Source organism: Streptomyces sp. TRD_SC_5 (assembly GCF_056836825.1).
The window spans coordinates 4383578-4400676 of sequence record NZ_JBWZZS010000001.1 but is presented as its reverse complement, the minus strand read 5'-3'; the positions used below and the strand labels follow the sequence as shown (position 1 = coordinate 4400676).

The following is a 17099-nucleotide window of genomic DNA, read 5'->3' as shown; positions in this document are numbered from 1 at the left end:
TCCGCCCGACTGCTCCGGTCAAGGATGCGTCAATTGCTGCCAGAAGTCGGAATCGAGATGTCGTCGCGCAGCACATCGAAGGGTTTTCAGCCGCCACACTTGTCATAAAAGCGGGAACGGGGCGCCCGACCCGTCCCACAGGTCGAGCGCCCCGGAATACGGCGCCCCTCGGTTGCCGGGCCGTCAGGCCGTCGCCATCAAACCGTCGCCGTCAGAGCAAGCCGTCCCACATCTGCTCCAGCAGCACCGACCACCAGCTCTCCGGCGACGACAGCGCCGCCGGGTCCAGCGCGGCCAGCTGCGCCTGGAAGTCGACCGTCCAGCGGCCGGCCTGCTCGGGCGTGAGGCCGAAACGCAGCCGCCACATGTGGCCGAGGAGCGCCAGCGAACGCGCGAACTCCGGCAGCCCGGTGTTCACGAACTGCGGCGGCACCGGCTGCCCGCCGGGACCTGCCTCCACCGGTACGGCCACGATGTTCGCCGTGCCGTACTGCACACAGATCGCCCGGCCGAAGTCGCTGCCCATGACGAGGTACGAGCCCGCGTCCGAGGCCGGCTGCACCCCGCGTTGCGCCGCGAGCTCGGCGAGCGTCGGCACCGGCTGTCCCGGCACCGCCTGCGCCCAGAAGAACGGCCCGAAATCGCCGGGCAGTCCCGCCCTGACGAGCGTATGCGCCACGATGTCCGGTACGCCCTGACGCGACACCGCCGCCTGGTCGAAGCGGAAGATGCCCTGCGGCCCGAAGGCGCCCATCAGCTCGTGCGCGATGCCCTCGGGCGGGATCGGCGGTGCCTGCATCAGCTGCCCGGGGGGCGGCAGCGGCACCCGCACCGGCGCGGGGCGCGCCGGACCGTCCGCGACCTGATGCAACTCGCCCTGGTGGGTGAGGAGATGGCGCATGCCCTGCTGGCGGCTGGCGTGGTCCTTCCCGTACGGCGCCACGCTCGTGATCCGCACCTGCGGCCAGGTCTCGCGGATCATGCGGGCGCAGTAACCGCCCGGCAGCTCGCACGACTCCAGCTCCGTGTGCAGCTCCAGCACCTGCTGCGGCGGCACGTTCATGGCGCGCAGCTCGTGCAGGATCTGCCACTCCGGGTGCGGAGTGCCGGGCGCGGAGCGGCGGATGAGCTGCTGCTCGCTGCCGTCCTGGGCGCGGTAGCGCAGTACGGCCTGGTAGCCGGGGCCGACGGTCGGCAGCCCGGTCGGCTGGGGCTGCGGGTAGCCATAGGCCTGGCCCTGCTGCTGCGGGGGCTGCGGCATGGGCATCGGCGCGGCGCCGCCGGGCGGCATTCCCGGCGGGCCGGGAGGCCCGGGAGGCTGCGGCGGGCCGGGCGGCGGACCGACCTGGCCGGGGCCGGGGCCGGCCAGCATGGTCGCCGCGTGGTGCACATCGCCGCCGGGCGGGCCGGGGGGCTGGGGGGCACCGGGCATGCCGGGGGCCTGCGGAGCGCCGGGGGGACCGGGAGGACCGGGGGGCTGCGGAGCGCCGGGCATGCCGCCGCCCTGGCCCGGGTCGGCGAACATCGTCGCCGCGTGGTGAACACCGCCACCGGGAGGCGGTGGGGTCGGCGGCATACCAGGAGGGCCGGGAGGCCCGGGGGGCGTGGGCCGACCAGGAGCACCGGGCGGGCCGGGCGGCTGCGGAGCCCCCGGCATGCCCGCGCCCTGGCCCGGGTCGGCGAACATCGTCGCCGCGTGGTGAACACCGCCACCGGGAGGCGACGGCGGACCGGGAGGGCTGGGCGGACCGGGGGGACCGGGCGGCTGCGGCCCGTCGGGCCCCAGCGCCGAAACGAGCTGCGTCGGTACGTACCCACCCGCCGGGGCACCGGGCGTACCCGGACCCGAGGGAGGCGGCGGAACCGCACCCGGCCGCGCACCCGGCGTACCGGGGGCGCCGGGCGGCGGCGGAGGCGTCGAACCGCTCCCGCGCGCACCGCGCGGCACGGCGGCCTTGCCGGTCGCGGCGTCGGCGATGTCCATGGCACCGGGCCGTGGCCCGTCGGGGCGTACCGGCTCCACGGGCGGCTGCGGAGCCGCACCGGGCACCGCGGGAGCCACCGTGGTCGAGGGCAGACCGCTGCCGCCCGACATCAGCGCCGTCCTGGCCTCCGGCGGCACAGCGGGCGGCGGGGCGTCGTCCTCGTCCGACCCGGAGAGCGGCGGTGCGAAGACCGTCGCCGGCAGCGGAACGGACGCGTCGTCGGAGCCGGTGGCCAGGTTGGTGTCGGTCCCGGCCCAGGGGGTCGCCCCGGCGGGCGCCGCGGGAACCCCGTCGGAAGCGGTGGGCTCGTAGCCGCCCTGGCCCGCGCTGGGCCAGGGGGTGCCTCCGGACCCGCGTTCGGCCTGCGAAGCGTTCTCGCTCCCCACGCCGCCCCAACTTCCGCCACCGGTCGCCGAACTGGCGTCATCCGGGGCGCCCTGGCCACCGGCACCGCCCCAACCACCACCGGCGGGGGGCGGCCCGACCCGATCCTGCGGCCCATGGTCACCGGCACTGCCACCGGCACCGGCGCCCTCAATCCCACCGGAGGGCGAACCCACCTCCGCATGAGGCTCGTTGTCACTTCCACCGACATCACCGACGCCACCGGCACCACCCGCCGAAGGCGAAGCGACCCCCGGGCCCACGGCACCGGCCCAGTCACCACTGCCCGAGGACGAACCCACCCCGGCCTGCGGCCTGTTGTCGCCCGCGCCGGCGGAACCGGCGGAGCCGGCGAGAGGCCAGTCCCCATCCGCCGAAGGCGAACTCGCCACCGCGCCGCCCGCACCCGCACCCGCAGGAAGCGCATCCGACGGCTCATCTGTGTCCGTGCCCGCAACCGGCCCCGCCGCACGGCGGTCCGGAATGCCCATCTTGTCCGCCGCGTCCTGAAGCCACTCCGGCGGTGTCAGCAGGAACGACGTCTGCTCCAGATCCACCCGCTGCGCCGGAGCCGGCCCCGGATCCGCCGCCGGTGACGCGTCCGGCGTCCCGTACTCCTCCTCGTAACGGCGGATCACCTCACCCACCGGCAGCCCGGGCCACAGCGTGGCCTCTCCGCTGTCCCGGGCGATGACCAGGCGCTGGCGCCCGCCGTCCGAGACCGGAGCGTTCGCACGGTCCTCCGCCCACACCACGAAGCCGAGCTCGAACTCGCGCACCCGCACCTCACGGTGCGACGGCACGGGCACGTCCCCGTTGACCCACTCTTCCGCGCGCTCCTGCGCCTGCGCGAAGGTCACCACCGGACCGTCACCTCTCGTCCGAAACCGGGACGGCGCGCGCGAAGCCGCCGTCGACCATCAGGTTCGCCACGGTCTCCAGCTCCGGCGGATTGCCCGCCAGCCGCTGCAGAAAGGCGTCGAAGTCGTCACCGCAGGGCAGCAGCAGCCGCTCCACGCGCTCGTGCACCGTCCAGCCGTCACGGTCACGGGCATCGTCGTACGCGACGAACCACACCGACCCGACGCCCTCGCCCCTGACCTTCACCGCCACCAGGCCGCCCTGCACGAAAGCGACACCCAGGTAGTCCTTGGACATGTGGTCGCGCAAGCACTTGTTGACGTACACCAGGTCATTGACCGCGGCCTCGTCCCGCACCGTGAAGAACGGCTGGTCCACCAGCAGCCCCAGCTCGGCGTCCAGCGCCGCGCCCACCGGCGCGCAGCCGCCCGCCGCCTTCAGGAAGGACCGGTACGCACCCGGAAGGCGGTAGCCGAGGTCTTCCTCCACGCCCAGGATCTGCTGCTCACTCACCGCTACGGAACCCTTCGGCAGACCGAAGTGAGCCGGCCGGGTCTCCTGCAGCGGTCGCGTACCGCGCTTGTCCTGGTCGACGGCGGCCGTCGTGATCCCGCCATGGTGGCGCAGCAGCGCCTTCACCTCAACGGGTACGAGTTCCATGCGCCGGGTGCCCGCCACGTGGTGCCAGGTCCAGCCGTGCGGGGTGGCGACCGCCGGAATGGTGTCCCACAGTTCGTGCCCGGCGGCGGCCAGCGCCGCGTTCGCGGACACGTAGTCGGTAAGCCGCAGTTCGTCGACGCCGAAGCCCTCGGGGGGCTCGGCGATCTCCGCGGCGGCACGCGCGTACGGCGTGAAAACCGGAAAGCCGCCCTCGTCCACACGCACACCCTGGGGGTGGCGGGAGGCCCGGACCGGGTCCGGGAAATGCACGAGCTGCCCGGCGTAGGCCGCATTCGGTGGCGCGGCTTGCTGCCCGAGCCGACCTGTCGTCATGGCGGATGCCCCCTGCTGCGTCTGGCTGGTTCGCACAGCCTATGCGTTGGGACAACAGGCGGTCCCGCCCCTCGCCTTGCGTAACGAACCGTCACACCGGGGTCACCACCTGGCGACACACGTACACGATTCACCGACCCAGCTTCCGTACCAGTGGACACATTTGGCAGGCTGTCCCAGCAACGCGGGGGCGTGCACACCAGCGGCTACCCGCCGCGGGCACGGGAGGGGAGCACCACCATGCACACTGCACAGACAGCCGCTACGACAACACCGACAGGTACGGCCACGACCACGACAGCTACAACCCCGGCGACTGCGACCGCGATGGCGGCGACCGCGAGCGAGACCGCCCCCACGGCGGCCGCCGGAGACCCGCGCCTCAGCTGGAGCAGCACCGAGCCCACCCGCGTGCCCACGATCAGCCACCGCCGCGACGGCATCCTGCCGACCGTCGCCGCCGCACTCTCCGTACGCGGCGCCGACACACTCACATGCACCGCCGGCAGAGGCGACCAGCCACCCCCGCTGCACCCGCTCGTCCAGGACTTCCTCGACACCCTCACCAGCGGCCAGCGGGAACGCTTCACCGGACGCTGCCCCGAAGCGATCCTCCTCTCGCGGCACATCACCGCCACCGAGGGATCACGCTCCAAGCGCGCCTCCCGCAAACCCCTCACCACGGGCGAGGCCCGCCGCTCCCTGAAGCACGCCAAGCTCACAGCGCGCCGCATCCGCGAGGACGGGGACCCGCTGCACGGCAGTTACGCCCCACCGTGCCGTTCCTGTACGCCGATGCTCGCCCATTTCGGCGTACGTGCCGTAGACCCGACCGCGACCACTACCGAGAAGGGCTGACCCGCAGCCGATGCCGGGCCCCAGCAGTAACACCAGCACCACCCGCTTCCCCGTGGCCGTGGACGCCGCCCTGCGCGCAGCCGGCTGGCAGCCGGGGCGCTGGGACATACGGCAGGCGGAGCACTGGGCCGACACCCTGCGCGCACACACCTCACCGGCCGGTCACCGGCACAGCGTCTTCCCGGCGGCGGTCGAGGCCTGGGCCGAGTTCGGCGGCCTGCTCGTCGCACCCCCCGGCCCCGGGCGGCAGATCGCTCCGACGCCGGTACGTTTCGACCCGCTGAGCGGGCTGCACCATGCGCGTACGCTCGCCGACCTCGGCCGGGCACTCGGCACGGAGGTCTGCCCGCTGGGCACGGAACTCGGCGGTGCGGGGGACGACGGGCAGGCGGTACTCGCGATCGACGTGGAGGGGCGCGTCTACAGCCTCGACCACACGGGCGACTGGTACCTGGGCCCCGATGTCGACCAGGCCCTGTCCACCCTGGTCACCGGCACCCAGCCGAACCGGCTGGCCCCCGCGTAGTCCGTGCGGCGGGGGGTACGGCGGCCCGCGCGGTTTGCGGGGGCGTTGGGGTCGGTGCCTTTTGCGGGGGCGCCGGGGCAGTGGCTTCGGGGTCGGTGCCGCGCCGGGGCGTCTCCTCGGGCGTCGAACGTTCGGGTACGTCGGGATTCGTTGGGGTGGTTGCGTTCAACGCCCTGCGGGGAGCGCCCCGACACGTCCCCTCCTGCCACCGTGGAGTGCGACGCGGGGTGAGGCGCGTCGCGGCACGTCCCCTCCCGGCACCGTGGAGTGCGAGAGCGGGGCCCGGCGGGCGCCCCGGCACGTTCCCTCCCGGCACCGCGACATGGCGCACGGGCCCAGGTGTCACAGCGGGAAGGGACGCGTCGGGGAAGGGGCACGTAGAGGGGGCTCCACGCAGCGCCGCCCCCGGCCGCAGCCCCGCCGCAGCATCCGGGTCCCGCAGCCGGTCGTCGGTCCGTACTCCGAACTCGCCGCCAGCCAGGGACGCATCCCCAGCGAGCCAACCCCCCACGCGACGGACTCGCACCCGCGCCGGGCACACCGAGCCGCATCGCCCCGCCGCGCCCACCGAGCCGGCGCTCGCTACCCCCCGCGCGGGCGGGCCGGAAGCACCGCCGAGACGCGGAAGCCGCCCGTCTCCGTCGGGCCGGACACAAAGACACCACCCAGCGCCGTCACCCGCTCCCGCATCCCCACCAGCCCGTTCCCCCCGCTCGGCAGCCCCGCGTCCGCCGTACCACCGTCCGACGGCCCGTTCTCCACCTGCATCGCGACCTCCGAGCCGCGGTGCGCGAGCCGCACCCACGTCTTCGCACCCGCCGCGTGCTTGTGCACGTTCGTCAGCGCCTCCTGCACCACGCGGTACGCCGTCTGCTCCACCAGCGCCCCGCAGGCGACCGGATCGCCCTCCACCGAGAACTCCACCACCATCCCCGCCTGCCGCGACTGCCCCACCAGCGCCTCAAGATCCGCCAGACACGGCCCGTCCTCCGACTCGGCAGCCGCAGCCGCCGCAGCAGCCGCACCCACCGCCGCCAGCGGAACCGCCGACTCACTGCGCCTCGTCTGCTCCCCCGAACGCAGCACCCCGAGCATCTCCCGCAACTCCGTCAGCGCCTGCCGCCCCATGTCCCCCACCAGCGCCGCGTTCTTCACCGCCTTGGCCGGGTCCTTCAGCGCCACCGCCTGGAGCGCCGCCGCGTGCACCACCATCAGGCTCACCCGGTGCGCCACCACGTCATGCATGTCGCGCGCGATCCGAGTCCGCTCCTCCGTACGCGCCCACTCGGCCCGCTCCTCCGCCCGGTCCGCCAGCAGCGACAGCTCCCGCTCCAACGAATCCGCGCGCTCCCGCAAGCTCTCCATCAACCGCCGCCGCGCCCCTATATAGAGCCCGTACAACACCGGCGGCCCGGTCAGCCCCAGCGACAGGAAGAGCGACACCAGCGGCACGTACCAAGGACCGGGCCTGAAGTCCCCGTCAGCCGCGTTCGCCACGTCCTGCTGGGTCCGTACGAACGTCACGATCAGCGTCCCGGCCAGCGACATGGCCGCCAGCACCGTGATGATCCGGCGCGGCACCTCCGACGCGGCCAGCGTGTACAGCGACACGATGCCCATCAGGAAAGCCATCTCGGCCGGCGTCACCGCGATCGACACCAGCACCACCACGATCGGCCACCGCCGCCGCACCAGCAGCACGGACCCCGCGAACAGCCCGAACACCACCCCCAACGGAACCGGCAGCCCCGCGTCCCCCGCGAACCTCACACCCTCCACCGCACACTCGAGCGCCGAAACCAGCGCCAGCCCCACATCGAGAACGACACTGCGCCGCCTGTCCCACCACCAGTAACGCCGGGCGGTCATGCCCGTGGCGTCCTGGTCTGCCCCCGTTACGGTCATGCCATCCACCCTACGGGCGGCCGCCACCCAATATCCGAAGACCACGTGACCACGGAAACAGCCGTTGGCCCGCGAAACATCTGTTGTCCACACGAACTGTTGAATCGACCGCGCTTTCGACCCCAAGGGTCCGCATACCGAACAGGCTGCTCGCATGACGGAAATCCTCGGCAAGTACGCCGACTTCGAAGGCCTCCGCGAGCAGGCCGTCGCACTGCGACGGGAAGGCCTCAGCCGCCGCCAGATCCGCGACCGCATCCAGGTCGACAACAACGACATCCTCAACCGCCTCCTAGATGGCGAACCCGCCCCCGACTGGACGAAGCGCCCGAACGCGAAGGACGACCTGCGGGCGAAGGCGCGAGAACTCCGGCTCCAGGGCCTCACGTACGACCAGATCCAGCTGGAACTGGGCTGCTCGAAGAGCTCGATCTCGCTGTGGGTACGAGACCTGCCGAAGCCGCCGCCCCGGACGCGGGAGGAGGCATCCGCTATCGCCCGGCGCGGCTGGGAGGTGACGAACCAGCGGCGTGAAATCGAGCGGGAGAGGACCAAGCGTGCCGCAACAGAGGCAGTCGGCACGCTGACGGACCGCGAACTCTTCCTCGCCGGTGTCACGCTCTACTGGGCCGAGGGCGGCAAGGACAAGTCGTACGACCGGCGCGAGTCTCTCAAGTTCATCAACAGCGACCCGAATGTGATCAAGCTCTACCTGCGATGGCTCGACCTGCTCGAGGTGCCCCGGGAGCGCCTGCGTCTCTCCGTCAGCATTCACGAATCGGCTGACGTATCTGCAGCCGAACAGTTCTGGGCGGAGATCGCAGGCGTGGCACCCTCCGCCTTCAACAAGGCAATGCTCAAGCGGCACAACCCCAAGACTGTCCGCAAGAACACAGGCGACGCGTACCGGGGTTGCCTGAGCATCTACGTCACGAAAAGCGCCGACCTCTACCGTCGCATGGAAGGCGCTTGGTACGGCATAGTGTGTGGTGTCGATCCGGCAACCCCGGCCGAATGTCCGGTTTAACCAGATCGTTCCCCTATGGTGTAATCAGGCAGCACTACGGTTTTTGGTACCGTCTGTTCAGGTTCAAATCCTGATAGGGGAGCTCACTTATACGGGTCCTGACCACACCGGTCAGGACCCGCGCGCGTTTCGGGCATGACACCCCCCGGTATCCTGCGGGTGTCCACCACCCGAAGCCGAAGGGCATCACCGTGAGCGCCAATCGCCCGGCCGCCGTCGTCGTCCTCGCAGCGGGTGAGGGCACCCGCATGAAGTCGGCCACCCCGAAGGTCCTGCACGAGATCAGCGGGCGCTCGCTCGTCGGCCACGTCGTCGCCGCCTCCCGTGAGCTGGACCCCCAGCACCTCGTCGTGGTCGTCGGCCACGCCCGTGAGCAGGTCGCCGCGCACCTCGGCGAGATCGACGCCGAGGTCCGCACCGCCGTACAGGAGCAGCAGAAGGGCACCGGGCACGCTGTGCGCATGGGCCTGGAGCAGCTCGGCAGCGGTGGTGTCGAAGGCACCGTGGTCGTCGTCTGCGGTGATACGCCGCTGCTGACCGGCGACACCCTGGCGCGCCTCGCGCAGACGCACGCCGCCGACGGCAACGCGTGCACCGTGCTGACCGCCGAGGTTCCCGATTCGACGGGGTACGGGCGGATCGTGCGGGACAGGGACAGTGGCGCTGTCACTGCGATCGTCGAGCACAAGGACGCCACCGACGCGCAGCGCGCGGTCAAGGAGATCAACTCCGGGGTGTTCGCGTTCGACGGGCGGCTGCTCGCCGACGCGCTCGGCAAGGTCCGTACGGACAACAGTCAGGGTGAGGAATACCTCACAGATGTACTCGGCATCCTGCGGGAGGCCGGTCACCGGGTGGGTGCGGCGGTTGCGGCCGATCACCGGGAGATTCTGGGCATCAACAACCGCGTCCAGCTGGCGGAGGCGCGCAGGTTGCTCAACACCCGGCTGCTGGAGCGCGCCATGCTCGGGGGTGTGACGGTCGTCGACCCGGTCTCGACGTTCATCGACGTAACGGTGACGTTCGATCAGGACGCGGTCGTGCATCCGGGTACGCAGTTGCTCGGTGCGACGCACCTGGGTGAGGGCTGTGAGGTGGGGCCCAACTCCCGGCTGGCGGACACCGTCGTCCACGCTCGCGCCCGTGTGGACAACACGGTGGCGGAGCGTGCGGAGGTCGGTGAGGGGGCGAGTGTGGGCCCGTACACCTATCTGCGGCCCGGTACGAAGCTCGGCGCGAAGGCCAAGGCCGGTGCGTATGTGGAGATGAAGAACGCTGTCGTCGGCGAGGGCACGAAGGTGCCGCATCTGTCGTACGTCGGCGACGCGACCATCGGCGAGTACACGAACATCGGCGCCGCGAGCGTCTTCGTGAACTACGACGGTGAGGCGAAGCACCACACGACGATCGGTTCTCACTGCCGGACGGGCTCGGACAACATGTTTGTGGCGCCTGTCACGGTCGGGGACGGCGCGTACACCGCTGCCGGCTCCGTCATCACCAAGGATGTGCCGCCCGGTTCTCTCGCCGTCGCCCGTGGGCAGCAGCGGAATATCGAGGGTTGGGTGGCTCGAAAGCGTCCGGGAAGTGCTGCCGCGCAGGCGGCTCAGTCGGCGGCTGAAGTGGCTGAAGGCGAAAGCTGACCGGAAACAGGTACGTCGTTCACGGCGTACCGTGATAGGTGCACACAATTCGGCTGGCTCGTATGCGATTCAAAGGCGTGCGGGCGCAGCAGCAATGATTCACGTCCGAGGAGACAGTGCTGTGACCGGGATCAAGACGACCAGCGAGAAGAAGCTGATGCTCTTCTCCGGCCGCGCCCACCCCGAGCTGGCCGAGGAGGTCGCGCACCAGCTGGGTGTCGACCTCGTGCCGACGAAGGCTTTCGACTTCGCCAATGGTGAGATTTACGTTCGCTACCAGCAGTCGGCGCGCGGCGCCGACTGTTTCTTGATCCAGAGTCACACGGCTCCGATCAATAAGTGGATCATGGAGCAGTTGATCATGCTCGATGCTCTGAAGCGGGCTTCCGCCCGGAGCATCACTGTGGTCGTCCCGTCCTACGGTTACGCCCGCCAGGACAAGAAGCACCGTGGTCGCGAGCCGATTTCGGCCCGTCTGATCGCCGACCTGATGAAGACGGCGGGCGCGGACCGCATCGTTACGGTCGATCTGCACACCGACCAGATCCAGGGCTTCTTCGACGGCCCGGTGGACCACCTTTTCGCGCTTCCGGTCCTCGCGGACTATGTCGGGGCGAAGGTCGACCGTTCCAAGCTGACGATCGTGTCGCCGGACGCCGGCCGGGTGCGGGTCGCCGACCGCTGGTGCGACCGTCTGGACGCGCCGCTGGCGATCGTTCACAAGCGCCGCGACAAGGACGTCGCCAACCAGGTGACCGTCCACGAGGTCGTGGGTGACGTGAAGGGCCGTATCTGCGTCCTGGTCGACGACATGATCGACACGGGTGGCACGATCTGTGCCGCCGCCGACGCGCTGTTCGAGAACGGTGCGGAGGACGTCATCGTGACGGCGACGCACGGCATCCTTTCCGGGCCTGCGGCCGACCGCCTGAAGAACTCCAAGGTGAGCGAGTTCGTCTTCACGGACACGCTGCCCACCCCGGGCGAACTGGAGCTCGACAAGATCACCGTGCTTTCGATCGCGCCGACGATCGCGCGTGCGGTGCGTGAGGTGTTCGAGGACGGTTCGGTCACGAGCCTCTTCGAGGAGCAGTCGTAACCGTCGTAACGGTCTGATCCGTTGATCGATTTCTGGTACGGCCTTCCCGCCGGGTAGACTCCCTGAGTTGCTCGGCGAGGGAGGCCGTACTCATTTCAGTACGGCGCATCCGTTATCGACGCGCTCTTCGTAGCAGGCCGTTTCGTGGCCGGGTGACCCATCCGTTTTTCGTCACCTGCGAGGAGTGCAGCCATGGCTGAGATCAAGATCGCCGCTGAAGTCCGTACCGAGTTCGGCAAGGGCGCTGCCCGTCAGACCCGCCGCGCCAACAAGGTTCCCGGTGTCATCTACGGCCACGGCGCCGAGCCCGTACACGTCTCCCTTCCGGGTCACGACCTCATGATGGCGCTCAAGACCAGCAACGCGCTGCTCAGCCTCGACGTCAACGGCAAGACCGAGCTCGTCATCCCGAAGGCCATCCAGCGTGACGCCATCAGGCGCACCATCACCCACGTCGACCTGCTCGCGGTCAAGCTGGGCGAGAAGGTCACGGTCGAGGTCGCCGTCCACACCGAGGGCGAGCTGGCCCCGGGTGGCAACCTGCTCGAGAACGTGCTGAACACGCTGTCGGTCGAGACCGAGGCCACGCACATCCCCGAGTCCGTCACGGTCTCCATCGCGGGCCTCGAGGCCGGTGCCTCGATCCACGCCAAGGACGTTCCGCTGCCCGAGGGCACGACCCTGGTCACCGACCCGGACGCCATCGTCATCCAGGTTCTGGCCCCGCAGGCCGAGGAGGCCCCGGCCGAGGGCGAGTCCGAGGGCGCCGAGGCCTGAGCCTCGCCGCTCGCCTCGCTGTTCTTCGTCCAGCCGCCGTTCCGCGCTTCTGTGCGCGGGACGGCGGCTGGCGTATGAAGGCGTGTGAAGTCGCATGCAGGAGACCTTGAGACATGGAGACATGCAGATGACGGACGCAGCCGAGCCCTGGCTGATCGTGGGTCTGGGCAATCCGGGTCCTGATTACGCGGCCAACCGGCACAATGTCGGCTTCATGGTCGCCGATCTGCTCGCGGAGCGCATGCGGGCGAAGTTCAAGGCGCACAAGGCCCGTGCCCAGGTGGTCGAGGGCCGCATGGGTGCGCCGGGCCCGGCCAACCGGCGTGTGGTGCTGGCCAAGCCCCTGTCGTACATGAATCTGTCCGGCGGGCCGGTCACGGCGCTGCGTGACTTCTACAAGGTGCCGACGGCCAACATCGTGGCGATCCACGACGAGCTGGACATCGATTACGGCACGCTGCGCGTGAAGCTGGGCGGCGGGGACAACGGCCACAACGGCCTGAAGTCGATGACCAAGTCGATGGGGCCCGATTACCACCGGGTGCGTTTCGGGATCGGGCGTCCCCCGGGGCGTATGCAGGTCGCCGACTTCGTGCTGAAGGACTTCTCCTCGACGGAGCGCAAGGAGCTGGGTTACTTCGTGGACCGGGCGGCGGACGCGGTGGAGTGTCTGGTGACCGAGGGGCTCGAGCGGGCGCAGACCGCGTACAACTCCTGACAATTCGACCGCCGCCTTGGCCATGGGTTGACCGAGCGCGGTCGTATGGCCAAGGATCGCGGTCCATGGCCTCGAAGCGGACCCAAGCCCTCCTGTACGCCCGTCGGGCGGCGATGGCCGGCATCGCCCTGCTGCTGCTCGTCGCCGGCGTCCGCTCCTCCTGGGAGACGGCCCAGCACGTCATGCTCGCCAAGGGACGGGAGCACGGCACGCTGACCGTGGGCGCGTGCGGCGCAAAGACGTGTACCGGTCCGTACACCCCCGACGGCAGTACGCCCGACCATCCGCGCGTGACGATCGGCAAGTCGATCGCGGCGAAGAAGGACACGAAGCTCCCGGTCGTCCTCAAGCCGGGCACGACGGAAGCGGTACGCGCCGGGGCCCCCGGCATCCTCCACGCCTGGGCGCCACTGGGCGGCGCGCTGCTGCTGGCGGCGCTGGTGATCGCGGGCGGCCTGCGGATGACCCGGCTGGCGTGGGCGTCCGCGCTGACGGGCGGCGCGCTGCTGGGGGCGGCGTTCATCGCGCTCTGAGTCCGGGCCGTGAGCTCCTGGCACCGGCGGCCTTAAGCGGAGTACCGCATTCACCCGATCGTTACCGAGGACTACCCGGACGAGTGGACGTTCTGGGTACGGAAGCGTCACAACGCACCTTGACGGGCTCGGCGCGTTAACAGGAAGCTGAGCCGCCCCCCACGGCATCCTCCCCTCTCACGATGGACTGCCCATGCGCGTATCTCCTTCCATCGGTGCTGTGGTGACGGCAGCGGCACTCTCGCTGTCCGCCGCTCCCACCGCCTTCGCCACCCCGTCCGGCGACAACGGCACCGTGAAAATCCACGACGCCAAGACCGGTGAAGATCTCCGCAAGAACGAGCCCCACGTCTGTTCCTTCTACCTCGACGCTTTCGGCTTTGACGCCGGTCAGCAGGTCGACTGGCGCATCGAGGCCTGGGCCCCGACCGCCGGCGTGAAGGGCGAGCAGGTGAAGTCCGGATCGCTGACGCTCGACGGCGAAGGCCACGAGCGCACCGAGGACATCACGCTCCCCGACGGCCACTACAAGCTGTTCTGGAACTTCGACGGCGAGCACGGCAAGGCCAAGCACAAGGTCTTCTGGTCCGAGTGCCCGGGTGGCGACGACGACGCGAAGCCGGACGAGAAGCCGGGTGAGAAGCCTGCCGAGAAGCCGGCTGATCAGCCGGCTGATCAGCCGGGCGAGAAGCCTGTCGAGAAGCCGGCGCAGGAGTCCGAGGACACGCCCGCCGGCGAGTCCTCCGAGGCGCCCGCCGCCGAGCCGGCCTCGGTGTCGCCGGCCGCCTCCGCTGCGGCCCCGTCCGCGAACGGCGACAGTGACGGCGACCTCGCCGAGACCGGCAGCGGTGCGCCTGTCGGCATGCTCGCGGCGATCGCGGCCGCTCTGGTCGCAGGCGGCGGCTACCTGGTGGCGCGTCGCCGGACGGCCCGCCGCACCTGACCCGCGACGCAGAACGGCGGTGGTCCCTTTCGGGCCACCGCCGTTCCGTGTCAGTCGCGCCCGGTCAGCCCGTGTTGCGCAGGCCGGCCGCCACACCGTTGACCGTGAGCAGCAGCGCCCTGGCCAGCAGCGGGTCCGCCTCTTCGCCCCGTTCGGCCGCCGCGCGCTGGCGGGCCAGCAGCGAGACCTGGAGGTAGGAGATCGGGTCCAGGTAGGCGTCGCGGATCGCGAACGTCTGCTGGAGCACCGGGCTGGAGGCCAGCAGCTGCTCGCCGCCCGTGATCCGCAGTACCTCTGCCACCGTGAGCTCGTGCTCGGCGCGGATCGTCTCGAAGACGTGCTTGAGGTCGTCCGGGACGAGTGTGTCGACGTAATGCTGTGCGATGCGCAGGTCGGTCTTGGCGAGCGTCATCTCCACGTTGGAGAGGAAGTTGCGGAAGAAGTGCCACTTCTCCTGCATCTCGTCCAGGACCGTGTCCCGGCCCGCCTCGCGGAGCGCCTTCAGGCCGGACCCGACGCCGTACCAGCCCGGCACGATCTGCCGTGACTGCGTCCAGCCGAAGACCCACGGGATGGCGCGCAGGCCGTCGAGCCCGGCGCCGCTGTCGGGGCGGCGCGAGGGGCGCGATCCGAGGTGCAGGTCGGCGAGCTGGTCGACGGGCGTCGCGGCGAAGAAGTACGCCGGCAGGTCCGGGTCCTCGACGAGCTTGCGGTACGCCGTGTGCGCGGCCTCGGAGACCGTGTCCATCGCGGCGTCCCAGCGCGCGAGCGACTCGTCGGACTGGCGGGGCGAGGTGTGCAGCGCGGACGCCTGGAGGGTGGCGGCGACCGTCAGCTCCAGGTTCTCCCTGGCCAGGGACGGCACGAGGTACTTGTCGGAGATGACCTCGCCCTGCTCGGTCACCTTGATCTCGCCCTCCAGCGTGCCCCACGGCTGCGCGAGGATCGCGTCGTGCGAGGGGCCGCCGCCGCGGCCGACGGTGCCGCCGCGGCCGTGGAAGAGCCGCAGGCGTACGCCGTACCGGTGCGCGACGTCACGCAGGCGGCGCTGGGCGCGGTGGATCTCCCACTGCGAGGTCGTGATGCCGCCGAACTTCGACGAGTCGGAGTAGCCGAGCATGACTTCCTGCACGTCGCCGCGCAGGGAGACGAGCCGCCGGTACGACGGGTCGGCGAGCATCTCGTCGAGGATGACATCGGCCGCGCGCAGCTCGTCCGTGGTCTCCAGCAGCGGCACGATGCCGATCTTCGCCCACCCGGTGTGCAGGTCGATCAGACCCGCTTCCCGGGCCAGTACGGCGGCGGCGAAGACGTCGTCCGCGCCCTGGCACATCGAGATGATGTACGACTCGATGACCTCGGGCCCGAAGCGCTCCAGCGCCTCCCTGATGGTGGTGAACACGCCGAGCGTCTTCTCCCCGGCGGCGTCCAGTGGCGCGGGTGTCGGAGCGAGCGGCCGCCTGGACCGCAGTTCCTTGGCGAGGAGCTTCTGGCGGTAGTCGCGCGGCATGTCGGCGTACCGCCAGGACTCCTCACCCAGCCGGTCGAAGAGCTGACCGAGGGCGTGGTGGTGCGCGTCGGCGTGCTCGCGTACGTCCATGGTGGCGAGCTGGAGTCCGAACGCCGCGAGGGTGCGGATCGTACGGTCCATGCGGCCGTCGGCGAAGAGGCCGCCGCGGTGCTCGCGCAGCGACGTCTGGACGATGGCGAGGTCGGCGATGAGCTCGCCGGTGCCGAGGTAGTCGATGCCGGGGCGGTGCGCGGTGCCGTTGGCGAGGCGCTCGCGCGTGTTGACGAGCTTCTGCCGGATGCAGGTGGCCTTGAGCCGGTACGGCTCCTCGGCGTTCAGGCGCTTGTAGCGGGGGCTGATGGGCAGCCGCTCCAGGTCTTCCTGGAGCGAGGCCAGCAGTTCCTCGGTGGCGCCGGTGTAGCGGATGGAGTTCGACAGCTGCCCGCGCAGCTGGTCGACGAGCTCCAGGGCGTCGGTGATGCCGTGCTCGTGCTGAAGGATCAGCACTTCCCACGTCACCGCAGGCGTCACGTTCGGGTTGCCGTCGCGGTCGCCGCCGATCCAGGTGCCGAAGGTGAGCGGCCGGGTGCCGGCGGGCAGCTCGACGCCCACGCGCTCCAGCTCGGCGGCGAGGTCCTCCAGGACGTCACCCACCGCGCCGGCGTGCAGCTCGTCCAGGTAGTAGATGGCGTTGCGCGCCTCATCAGCAGGCTCCGGACGTACGACTCGCAGCTCGTCCGTCTGCCAGATGAGGTCGATCGATTCGGCCAGACGGAGGTCGTGGCGTCGCCGGTCGGAGGCAATGACGGGGGTTTCGAGGAGCTCGGCGATGCGCCGGAGCTTGTTCAGTACGGACCGGCGCGCGGCCTCGGTCGGATGGGCCGTGAAGACGGGCCTGACGTTGAGGTTCTTCACGGTGTGGCGCAGGTGCTCGGGATCGGCGTCCTTGAGCTTGTCCGCCGTACGGGCGAGGAGTCCGCCCTCTTCGGCGCGCTTGGCGCGCATCTCGCGACCGCGGTGCACCTGCTCGGTGACGTTGGCAAGATGGAAGTACGTCGAGAAGGCGCGCACCAGCCTGGCTGCGGTTTCCAGGTCGGTGTCGCCGAGCAGTTCGGCGGCGGCCTCGCCGTCGGTGCGCGTCAGGGCGCGCACCCGCTCCACCAGCTCGAGGAGCTCGTGGCCTTCCTGCCGTACGAGCGTCTCGCCCAGCAGGTCGCCGAGGCGGCGGATGTCGGCACGCAGCTCCGCGCTGGTGTTGGAGTTCTGGTCGGCACTGCTCACAGGTGCGGCTCCTTGCAGTGTTTGAGCACGTCTGGAGGTTATGTGGACCACGCTGT

At 70.6% G+C, this 17099-nt stretch carries 13 protein-coding genes; 9 read left to right on the top strand and 4 right to left on the bottom strand.

What is annotated here, in order from left to right; all coding sequences use genetic code 11:
• Positions 1–211: 211 nt before the first annotated feature.
• The gene (locus tag AC1P0E_RS20405) at positions 212–3232 is read right to left on the bottom strand and encodes an SUKH-4 family immunity protein (RefSeq protein ID WP_482743583.1); all 3021 of its coding nucleotides are present in this window, start codon (positions 3230–3232) and stop codon (positions 212–214) included.
• A 7-nt stretch (positions 3233–3239) separates the two neighbouring features.
• Positions 3240–4223, bottom strand: a complete 984-nt coding sequence (locus AC1P0E_RS20400) for an SMI1/KNR4 family protein (protein WP_482743582.1) — start codon at positions 4221–4223, stop codon at positions 3240–3242.
• A 327-nt stretch (positions 4224–4550) separates the two neighbouring features.
• Between AC1P0E_RS20400 and AC1P0E_RS20395 the strand changes: the two genes are divergently transcribed.
• Positions 4551–5081: a YwqJ-related putative deaminase gene (locus tag AC1P0E_RS20395; RefSeq protein WP_482745832.1), complete on the top strand. Its 531-nt coding sequence runs from the start codon at positions 4551–4553 to the stop codon at positions 5079–5081.
• Between the two features lie 10 nt (positions 5082–5091).
• Positions 5092–5607, top strand: a complete 516-nt coding sequence (locus AC1P0E_RS20390; RefSeq protein WP_482743581.1) for an SUKH-3 domain-containing protein — start codon at positions 5092–5094, stop codon at positions 5605–5607.
• A 582-nt stretch (positions 5608–6189) separates the two neighbouring features.
• Here AC1P0E_RS20390 and AC1P0E_RS20385 read toward each other — a convergent pair.
• A complete protein-coding gene (locus AC1P0E_RS20385) occupies positions 6190–7512 on the bottom strand; it encodes a sensor histidine kinase (protein ID WP_482743580.1) in 1323 nt (440 codons plus the stop codon).
• 154 nt (positions 7513–7666) lie between these two features.
• Between AC1P0E_RS20385 and AC1P0E_RS20380 the strand changes: the two genes are divergently transcribed.
• The 7 genes from AC1P0E_RS20380 to AC1P0E_RS20350 all read left to right on the top strand — a co-directional run bounded on the left by AC1P0E_RS20380 (position 7667) and on the right by AC1P0E_RS20350 (position 14252).
• The gene (locus AC1P0E_RS20380; protein WP_482743579.1) at positions 7667–8539 is read left to right on the top strand and encodes a hypothetical protein; all 873 of its coding nucleotides are present in this window, start codon (positions 7667–7669) and stop codon (positions 8537–8539) included.
• A gap of 191 nt (positions 8540–8730) precedes the next feature.
• Positions 8731–10182 carry a bifunctional UDP-N-acetylglucosamine diphosphorylase/glucosamine-1-phosphate N-acetyltransferase GlmU gene (gene glmU, locus AC1P0E_RS20375; RefSeq protein WP_482743578.1) on the top strand — a complete coding sequence of 484 codons (1452 nt, stop codon included), beginning with the start codon at positions 8731–8733 and terminating at the stop codon, positions 10180–10182.
• Positions 10183–10303: 121 nt separating this feature from the next.
• Positions 10304–11281: a ribose-phosphate diphosphokinase gene (locus tag AC1P0E_RS20370; RefSeq protein ID WP_215134135.1), complete on the top strand. Its 978-nt coding sequence runs from the start codon at positions 10304–10306 to the stop codon at positions 11279–11281.
• A 192-nt stretch (positions 11282–11473) separates the two neighbouring features.
• Complete coding sequence (locus AC1P0E_RS20365; RefSeq protein ID WP_482743577.1) at positions 11474–12058, top strand: 50S ribosomal protein L25/general stress protein Ctc; 585 nt, start codon at positions 11474–11476, stop codon at positions 12056–12058.
• Between the two features lie 127 nt (positions 12059–12185).
• Positions 12186–12776, top strand: a complete 591-nt coding sequence (gene pth, locus AC1P0E_RS20360) for an aminoacyl-tRNA hydrolase (RefSeq protein ID WP_482743576.1) — start codon at positions 12186–12188, stop codon at positions 12774–12776.
• Between the two features lie 65 nt (positions 12777–12841).
• Positions 12842–13309 (top strand): hypothetical protein, encoded by a 468-nt coding sequence (locus AC1P0E_RS20355; protein WP_482743575.1) that lies wholly within the window; start codon positions 12842–12844, stop codon positions 13307–13309.
• Between the two features lie 193 nt (positions 13310–13502).
• Complete coding sequence (locus AC1P0E_RS20350) at positions 13503–14252, top strand: LPXTG cell wall anchor domain-containing protein (protein ID WP_482743574.1); 750 nt, start codon at positions 13503–13505, stop codon at positions 14250–14252.
• A gap of 64 nt (positions 14253–14316) precedes the next feature.
• Here the strand turns inward: AC1P0E_RS20350 and ppc are convergent, their stop codons facing one another.
• Positions 14317–17043: a phosphoenolpyruvate carboxylase gene (gene ppc / locus AC1P0E_RS20345; protein ID WP_482743573.1), complete on the bottom strand. Its 2727-nt coding sequence runs from the start codon at positions 17041–17043 to the stop codon at positions 14317–14319.
• Positions 17044–17099 lie beyond the last annotated feature (56 nt).

Bases quoted from the DNA above. Each gene is read 5' to 3' on its own strand.
- AC1P0E_RS20385 (WP_482743580.1), bottom strand. From the start codon at position 7,512: ATGACCGTAACGGGGGCAGACCAGGACGCCACGGGCATGACCGCCCGG.
- AC1P0E_RS20355 (WP_482743575.1), top strand. From the start codon at position 12,842: ATGGCCTCGAAGCGGACCCAAGCCCTCCTGTACGCCCGTCGGGCGGCG.
- AC1P0E_RS20365 (WP_482743577.1), top strand. From the start codon at position 11,474: ATGGCTGAGATCAAGATCGCCGCTGAAGTCCGTACCGAGTTCGGCAAG.
- pth (WP_482743576.1), top strand. From the start codon at position 12,186: ATGACGGACGCAGCCGAGCCCTGGCTGATCGTGGGTCTGGGCAATCCG.
- AC1P0E_RS20380 (WP_482743579.1), top strand. From the start codon at position 7,667: ATGACGGAAATCCTCGGCAAGTACGCCGACTTCGAAGGCCTCCGCGAG.
- AC1P0E_RS20390 (WP_482743581.1), top strand. From the start codon at position 5,092: ATGCCGGGCCCCAGCAGTAACACCAGCACCACCCGCTTCCCCGTGGCC.
- AC1P0E_RS20395 (WP_482745832.1), top strand. From the start codon at position 4,551: ATGGCGGCGACCGCGAGCGAGACCGCCCCCACGGCGGCCGCCGGAGAC.
- AC1P0E_RS20400 (WP_482743582.1), bottom strand. From the start codon at position 4,223: ATGACGACAGGTCGGCTCGGGCAGCAAGCCGCGCCACCGAATGCGGCC.
- AC1P0E_RS20350 (WP_482743574.1), top strand. From the start codon at position 13,503: ATGCGCGTATCTCCTTCCATCGGTGCTGTGGTGACGGCAGCGGCACTC.